This is a genomic window from Kitasatospora sp. NPDC041988, from assembly GCF_055588525.1.
The window spans coordinates 694,798-701,487 of the sequence record NZ_JBVJCO010000001.1 but is presented as its reverse complement, the minus strand read 5'-3'; the positions used below and the strand labels follow the sequence as shown (position 1 = coordinate 701,487).

The following is a 6,690-nucleotide window of genomic DNA, read 5'->3' as shown; positions in this document are numbered from 1 at the left end:
CCGGTGATCAGGCCGTCGACGGCGGAGAACTGCCCGGTGACGCCGATCGCGGCCCGCACCGCCTGCGGGGCGGTGGCCAGGTCGTGGCCGCCGACCCGGATCTCGCCGGAGCCGGCGCCGGGGGTGATCAGGGTGGAGAGGATCTTGACGGCGGTGGTCTTGCCGGCACCGTTCGGGCCGAGCAGGGAGAAGACCGTTCCCTCGGGGACGGCCAGGTCGACGCCGTCGAGGACGGTCTTGTCACCGTAGGACTTGCGCAGCCCGTTCGCCGCGATCGCCAGTGAGCGCGATGTCGTTGTCGTCATGCCGCAGAGGTTGCGCCAGGGCGCATTCAGCGCGGTTTCACGATGGTTTCAGCGTCCTGGAACCGTCCCGGCAGCGGTGATGTCCTGCGCCGGCCGGGCGCCACCACCTCGATCGGGTGACTGGCGGAGATGCGTGCGCCGCGCGGAGCCTCTGGTCCCGTACCTTCCGTCCTACGGGCTGCTCGCGGTCGGCCCGGCGGCAGCGCCGCCACCGTGCAGGTAACCCGTCGGCCGCGGGCGGCAACGACGACCGATGTACCCACGCCGCTCGCCCTCGGGTGAGCACGAGTCAGAGGGAGAAAACCGTGGCGACTGGCACGGTGAAGTGGTTCAACGCCGAGAAGGGCTTCGGCTTCATCGCGCAGGACGGCGGCGGCGACGACGTCTTCGCCCATTTCAGCAACATTGCCGCCCAGGGCTTCCGCGAGCTCCAGGAGGGCCAGAAAGTCTCCTTCGACGTCGTCCAGGGGCAGAAGGGCCTCCAGGCCGAGAACATCGTGCCCCTCTGATCACACCGCACGGCGCGCCCCGCATCACGTCGATGCGGGGCGCACTGCCGTTCCCGCGCCCGAGCCCCGAGCCGTGTCCGAGCGGTGCCGGATTCGGCCCCGGCTCCGGCCGGGTCAGGCGTCCAGGGGCCGCCAGGCCGGACCGTCCCCGTCGTGCTGGACGTGTCCGAACACCACGTCGGCGAAGTGGATGCCGAAGCCGATCGTGCCGGGCTCCGCCAGCTCGGCGACGAGACGGCGGCGGTGGTCGGCGGTCTGGGCGCGGTCGTGGTCGAAGGCGCAGGACCAGTCGGGGTGGTCGATCTGGATCGGCGAGTGCACGGCGTCGCCGAAGGCGATCAGACGCCGTCCGCCCCCGGTGATGACGTACTCGGCGTGCCCGACGGTGTGGCCCGGGGTGATCCGCACGTGGACGCCGGGGAAGATCTCCTGTCCGTCCGTGATCGTACGGACGCGCGGTGCGAGGGCCGCGACCTCGTCGGCCTCCAGGAGGTCCCGCCGGTCCCACTCCGGCTCGGAGACCAGGTAGTCGGCGTGGGCGAACAGGGGCCGGTCGCCGCCGGGGGCGGGGTGGCGGGCCCAGCCGATGTGGTCGGAGTGGAGGTGGGTGAAGGCCACCGCTTCGATGGACTCGGGGCTGCGGCCGAGTTCGGCCAGGCTGTGCGGGAGCGCACCTCCGTGGAGCACGCCGAGGGGGCCGTCCGGAGCCTCAAGCGTCTGCGGGCCGAAGCCCGCGTCGATCAGCAGCGCGCGACCGCCGTGTTCCACCAGCAGACCGCCGACGCTGGCCACGAGGTGGCCGGTGGCGTCCAGGTACTCCGGGTATGCGGCCCACACCTCGTCGGTGGTGTCCGGGAGCAGTGGCAGTGGCCGCAGCCGCACGTCGCCGTCCGGCACGTACGACACCAAGGTGTCGCCCAGCCGTATCGAGCGGATTCCCGCCGGCCGGCGCAGTCGCTCGTCCCGATTCACCGTCATGTCGACCATGGGTTCTCTCCTGTGAGTCGTCATCAGCTCGCCGCCGTGTTTCCGCGGCGACGACGCCAACCATAAGCATCAAGTTCGAATCATTCAAGCTGTAATTATTTTGTCTTCACGGACTTGCTAGGGTGGTGGCATGACGACGTCCCCCGAGCGGCAGGCCATCGCCGAACGACAGCTGTGCGGTCTGGTGAACGGACTCGCCCAGCGGATCGGCGAGCACGTACGGGAGCGCGCCGCCACTCTGGGCCTCACCGCGTCCCAGGCGACCGCGCTGCGGGAGATGAGCGGGCCGATGACCATGCGGGAGCTCGCCGAACGCATGAGCTGCGAGCCCTCCAACACCACCTTCGTCGTCGACAAGCTGGAGAAGCAGGGCCTGATCGAGCGCCACCCGCACCCCACCGACCGCCGCGCCAAGCACCTCGTCCTCACCGCCGAGGGCACCGCACTGCGCGAACGTCTCCTTGGGCTTCTCGCCCTGGACTCCCCCCTGTCCGGCCTCAGCCCGCAGGAGCAGCAGGTCCTTCAGGGCCTGCTGGAGCAGGCCATCACCCCTGCGTGACCGGATCGGCGCCGTCCTGCCCGCCGCCGCGCCCGCCACTGCGGTCACGCCGACCTGTTGCGCGAGTGCATCGACGGACGGGTGGGCCAGTGAGGTGCCGCTCGGCAAAACGATCTTCGTGAAGCGGGAGCCGTGCCGTCCGCCGAGCCGGCGGTGGACACCGGCCCTCGGGGGCCGTCAGGCCGACGGCGGCGGCGCCGGACGGCGCAGCTCCGCATAGACCGACCAGGCCACCGAGACGGCGGGAACGGCGACCACGGCACCGATCACCCCGGCCGCGATGCTGCCCGCGAGCACCGAGACCGCGACCACCACCGGGTGCAGACTGACCGCCCAGCTCATCACCAGCGGGTGGAGCAGATGGCCCTCGATCTGACCGATCACCACGATCAGCAGCAGCACCACGATCGCGATCACCGGGCCGCGGGCGGCCAGAGCCACCAGGGAGGCGACCAGCATCGCGATCGGTGAGCCGACCAGCGGGACGAAGGACGCGAAGAACTCCAGCACGATCAGCGGCAGGACCAGCGGCACGCCGAGGAAGAACAGGGCGATGCCGACCATGACCGCGTTGCTCGCGGCGACAATGAAGATGCCCCGGGTGTAGCCGGAGAAGGTCCGCCACGCCACCCGGCCGCCCCGGTCGAGACGCTCTCCCGCGGCAGCCGGCAGCTGAGCCGCGGTCCACCGCCACATCCGATCCCCGGAGTGCAGGAAGAACACCGACATGAACAGCGCGAGCGCGGCGCCCGTCGCCACCTCGATCACCCGGCCGGCACCGCTGACAGCCGTACTGATCAGCGTCGAACGGTGCTCGGAGACATAGTCGGAGATCTTGCGCCGGAGGTCGTCGAAGTAGCCCGCCGAGAGATGGAAAGGCGCCCCTTCCAGCCACCTCTCCAGCCGGTCCAGACCGCCCTGGAACTCCCTGACCAGGCGCGACACGTCGTCCGCCACGGTCTCGCCGATCAGCGTGAGCAGGCCGGCCGGCACCAGGATCGCCACGGCCAGGCCGATCACCACGGCGAGCGCCCGGGGAAGGACGCGGGCGACCAGATCGACCACCGGCCGGACCACCGCCGTGATCACCAGGGCGAGGAAACCGGCCAGCGTGATCAGGTGGAACCGCCCCAGCACCACCAGCACCAGGTACGCCGCCGCCGCAACGACGAGCAGCCGCCAGGCGTAATCCGAAAGGCGGCGCAGCGCCGGGCCCGCGCCACCGCCGGCCGCCACGGGGCCCGGCCGGCGGGGCTTGGGCCGCCTCACCGGCATGCCACACCGCCACCCGCCGCCCACCCTGCCCCGGCACGCCACGCGGGGGCCCGGCCGCCGCGCCCGGCGCCGTCGGAGCGCGACCGACCGCCCCGTTCCGAGGGCCGGCCGTCGGGCCGGGGACTGCTGGGGTGCGAAAGCGACATGCATCCTGGATAGCGGGTGGAACGCCGCCCGGGCTGTTCCCGCGCCGACGGTCGCCCGCCGGGTCGCCCACCGCACCGGCCCGCCGATCCCGCTCCCCGGCCCTGCGCAGCAGGCGCGTGCACTCGCCGGGCGCCGCCACGGCCGGGCTCGGGGTGACTTGCAGGGCCGCTGTCAGCGGCAGATGCTGAGAAGACCCCCCGATCCACTGGTGCCTGTCTCCCTCGTGTCCTCGTACGTACTCCCCCAGACCGCCGGCCGTCAGGTCTGACCGGTGGCGAGGAAGGTGAGATCATGCCAAGAATCGGCGCGCTCATGGCAGCTCTGGCCGGACTGGGTTTCTCGATGGTGCTCGTCACCGGATTCGAGCACGGAGCGACCGCCGCCTCCTTACCCTCGCCGCTCTCCCTTTCCACAGCCGGGCCCGCCGCTGCGGGGGCCGTTCCCGGGGCGGTCCGCAGCGGGTCGGACGGAGGAATCGCGCCTCTCCTGCTCGGGGTCCACCGGGAGCCGAGCTCCGGGCATGCGGGCTGGGACCAGGTGACCGTCGAATTCGGGATCCGCAATGACGGCGCCCCGTCCGACGTGCTCGAACATCTCGGAGGGGGCGGCGGGAGCTTCCAGATCGCGGAAGGGACGGCCACCTACGACGCCGAGGTCAACGATGCGGCGGGCCCGGCCCTCCCGACCGGAATCGCGATCTGCGGAAACGTCCAGGACGACAACGGTGAGCTCAGGATCGTCGTGCCGTCCGCCGTCGGCGAGGTCCCCCACACGGTGAACCCGACCAGGCTGGACATTCCCGACCTCGGGTCGGTCGACCTCACCGCCACCGCGGACCGGTCGGGTTGCGCACCCACCCTTGCGCCCGAAACCCCGCAGGCGCCGGCTCCCGTCCCGCTCGCGGCGGACGGTCCGGGTGGGACGCTGGCCGTCACGGCGATCGAGCACTTCCCGCAGGTGCCCGAGACCGGCCGGACACGGATCGACGCGCAGGCGAGCAACCCGGACCAGTTCGCGGATCTGCAGGTCACGGACCTCACCATCTGGCTGGTCGACCAGGACGGCGTGGCCCGGTTCGCGTCCCGGGAGAACAGTGTCTGGGACGACGACAACTGCACCTTCGGCTACCGCGGACAGCTGAGCGTGCCACCGGCCGGCTCGACCGACCTTCGTGCCTGCTACGCCTACCGGCCCGACCAGAAGCCGGTCGCCGCAATCGTCGAGTCCGGCACGGAGGCCCCGGCGGTGGTGCGTCTGCCGGCCGCTCAATGAGGAATCCCCGCGGCAGGCCGACGGCCGCCAGGCCCGCCGGGCCCGCCGGCCGAGCGCCCCACCGTAGAGCGGATCGGACGACATCGTGTTGCGGAAACCGACGAAAGCCCTGACACACCCCGCCCATCGGACGGCCGGGGCCGGCCTGGCCGCTCTGGTCCTCGCTGTCGCCCTCGGCCTCCCGGGCTCGCCCGGCTCCGCGGTGCCCGCCCTGGTACCCGGCCCGGTCTCCTCCGGGCCGGTCCCCGGGCCGGGGGCGGCAGTGCCCACCACCGGGCCGCCGGGGCCGACGCTGCCCTGCACGCCGTGGGCCTTCATCGGCGTACGCGGGGTCGTCGGGCCTCAGGACGACATCGACAACAAGTCGGGCGGCATGCCCAGCCTCCCCGGCTTCCCCGACCTCATGAACGGCGAGGTGATCCCGGGGCTCCAGGCCACACTCGGCGGTCCGCAGAACCTTGCCGTCGGCTGGGTGGACTACCAGCCCTCGACCTACCAACACGCCTTCCTGACCGAGGAGGTGGCGAGAGCGCTGGCCATCGCGGACAACGAGGCGCGCGCCCACCCGGGGAGCACACGCGACATGCTGAACCCCGACGGGAGCGCGCACCCCGAACTGCTGCCGAAGGACCTCCGGGAGACCCGACTCGCGGGCGTCAGGGCGGCTGCCGAGCAGATCGCGAACCAGGCTGCGGCCTGTCCGGACCAGCACCTCGTCCTCGCCGGCTACTCGGAGGGGGCGTGGGTGCTGGGTGACGCCCTGCAGTACACGGCAGTCCCGGGAGGCGAGCCGGCGCTGCGGCCGTACTACGGCAGGATCGAGGAGGTCCTGCTCTACGGCGACCCCATGTTCGACAGCGACTCCCCCGCCGCGCACAGCCCAGACCAGCCGGGCACCCGGGAGGCGCTCGGGATCGCGGCCCGGGCACTCGGGGCCCGCCACCCGTACCTCCCGGCCTCGTTGGAAGGCCGCGCCGAGTCGTCCTGCTACGGCGGCTCCGACACGGTGGACCCCATCTGTGCGACCCCGGGCGGGCGGGACGGTCAGCGAACGCCCGAGCCGGGCACCGCCGTCACCAACGAGGAGTGGGTCCGGGCCCTGGCCCCCGACACGTGCAGGCCTCGGGATCCCTTCGGGCAGGCGAACGCTCTGTTCAACTGCGGACACCTCAAGTACCACGCGGTCCAGCGGTCCGGCCACCTGCCGGCCGGCGACGTCCAGCGCGCCACCGTGACGGTAGCCTCCACCACCCCCGGCTGGCTGGACACCGGGCTGTCGGTGAAGCGGGGCCAGTCGGTGACGATCGTCCACGGTGCGGGAAGCTGGACGGTCGACGCCCGCCTCCAGCCGGAAGTGGGCCGCACCGGGCCCCAGGGCTACTCCCCGGCCGATGACTCCAACATCCTGCCCGGCTGCAAGCTCGTCGACGGCGCACCGTACGGCGCACTCCTGGTCGCCGTCGGCAGCGACCCGACCGCCGCCGGAGCTCCCTCACCGGTGACCTGGGCCGGAGAGGGCGGCCAGTTCCGGGCCCAGTCGGACGGCCGGCTCCTGCTGCACATCAACGATCAGGACCGCTGCCTCGGCGACAACTCCGGTCTCATCGTGGTCACCGTCCAGAAGTAGCCGGCGACG

General features: G+C 72.2%; 7 protein-coding genes. 4 read left to right on the top strand and 3 right to left on the bottom strand.

Features of this window, described 5'->3' with window-relative positions:
• On the bottom strand, nt 1-305 hold a 305-nt coding region (locus ACZ6NC_RS02940), incomplete at its 3' end, for an ATP-binding cassette domain-containing protein (RefSeq protein ID WP_465728275.1).
• A gap of 305 nt (nt 306-610) precedes the next feature.
• Between ACZ6NC_RS02940 and ACZ6NC_RS02935 the strand changes: the two genes are divergently transcribed.
• Nucleotides 611-814, top strand: a complete 204-nt coding sequence (locus tag ACZ6NC_RS02935; RefSeq protein WP_465728273.1) for a cold-shock protein — start codon at nt 611-613, stop codon at nt 812-814.
• Between the two features lie 114 nt (nt 815-928).
• Here ACZ6NC_RS02935 and ACZ6NC_RS02930 read toward each other — a convergent pair whose 3' ends face one another.
• Complete coding sequence (locus tag ACZ6NC_RS02930; protein ID WP_465728271.1) at nt 929-1,801, bottom strand: MBL fold metallo-hydrolase; 873 nt, start codon at nt 1,799-1,801, stop codon at nt 929-931.
• 130 nt (nt 1,802-1,931) lie between these two features.
• Between ACZ6NC_RS02930 and ACZ6NC_RS02925 the strand changes: the two genes are divergently transcribed.
• Nucleotides 1,932-2,360 (top strand): MarR family winged helix-turn-helix transcriptional regulator, encoded by a 429-nt coding sequence (locus ACZ6NC_RS02925; RefSeq protein ID WP_465728269.1) that lies wholly within the window; start codon nt 1,932-1,934, stop codon nt 2,358-2,360.
• A 177-nt stretch (nt 2,361-2,537) separates the two neighbouring features.
• Here the strand turns inward: ACZ6NC_RS02925 and ACZ6NC_RS02920 are convergent, their stop codons facing one another.
• The gene (locus ACZ6NC_RS02920) at nt 2,538-3,635 is read right to left on the bottom strand and encodes an AI-2E family transporter (protein WP_465728267.1); all 1,098 of its coding nucleotides are present in this window, start codon (nt 3,633-3,635) and stop codon (nt 2,538-2,540) included.
• 438 nt (nt 3,636-4,073) lie between these two features.
• On the opposite strand from ACZ6NC_RS02920, the gene ACZ6NC_RS02915 reads away from it, so the two are divergent.
• Nucleotides 4,074-5,054 carry a hypothetical protein gene (locus ACZ6NC_RS02915; protein WP_465728265.1) on the top strand — a complete coding sequence of 327 codons (981 nt, stop codon included), beginning with the start codon at nt 4,074-4,076 and terminating at the stop codon, nt 5,052-5,054.
• A gap of 88 nt (nt 5,055-5,142) precedes the next feature.
• Complete coding sequence (locus ACZ6NC_RS02910) at nt 5,143-6,681, top strand: cutinase family protein (RefSeq protein WP_465728263.1); 1,539 nt, start codon at nt 5,143-5,145, stop codon at nt 6,679-6,681.
• Nucleotides 6,682-6,690: the final 9 nt, after the last annotated feature.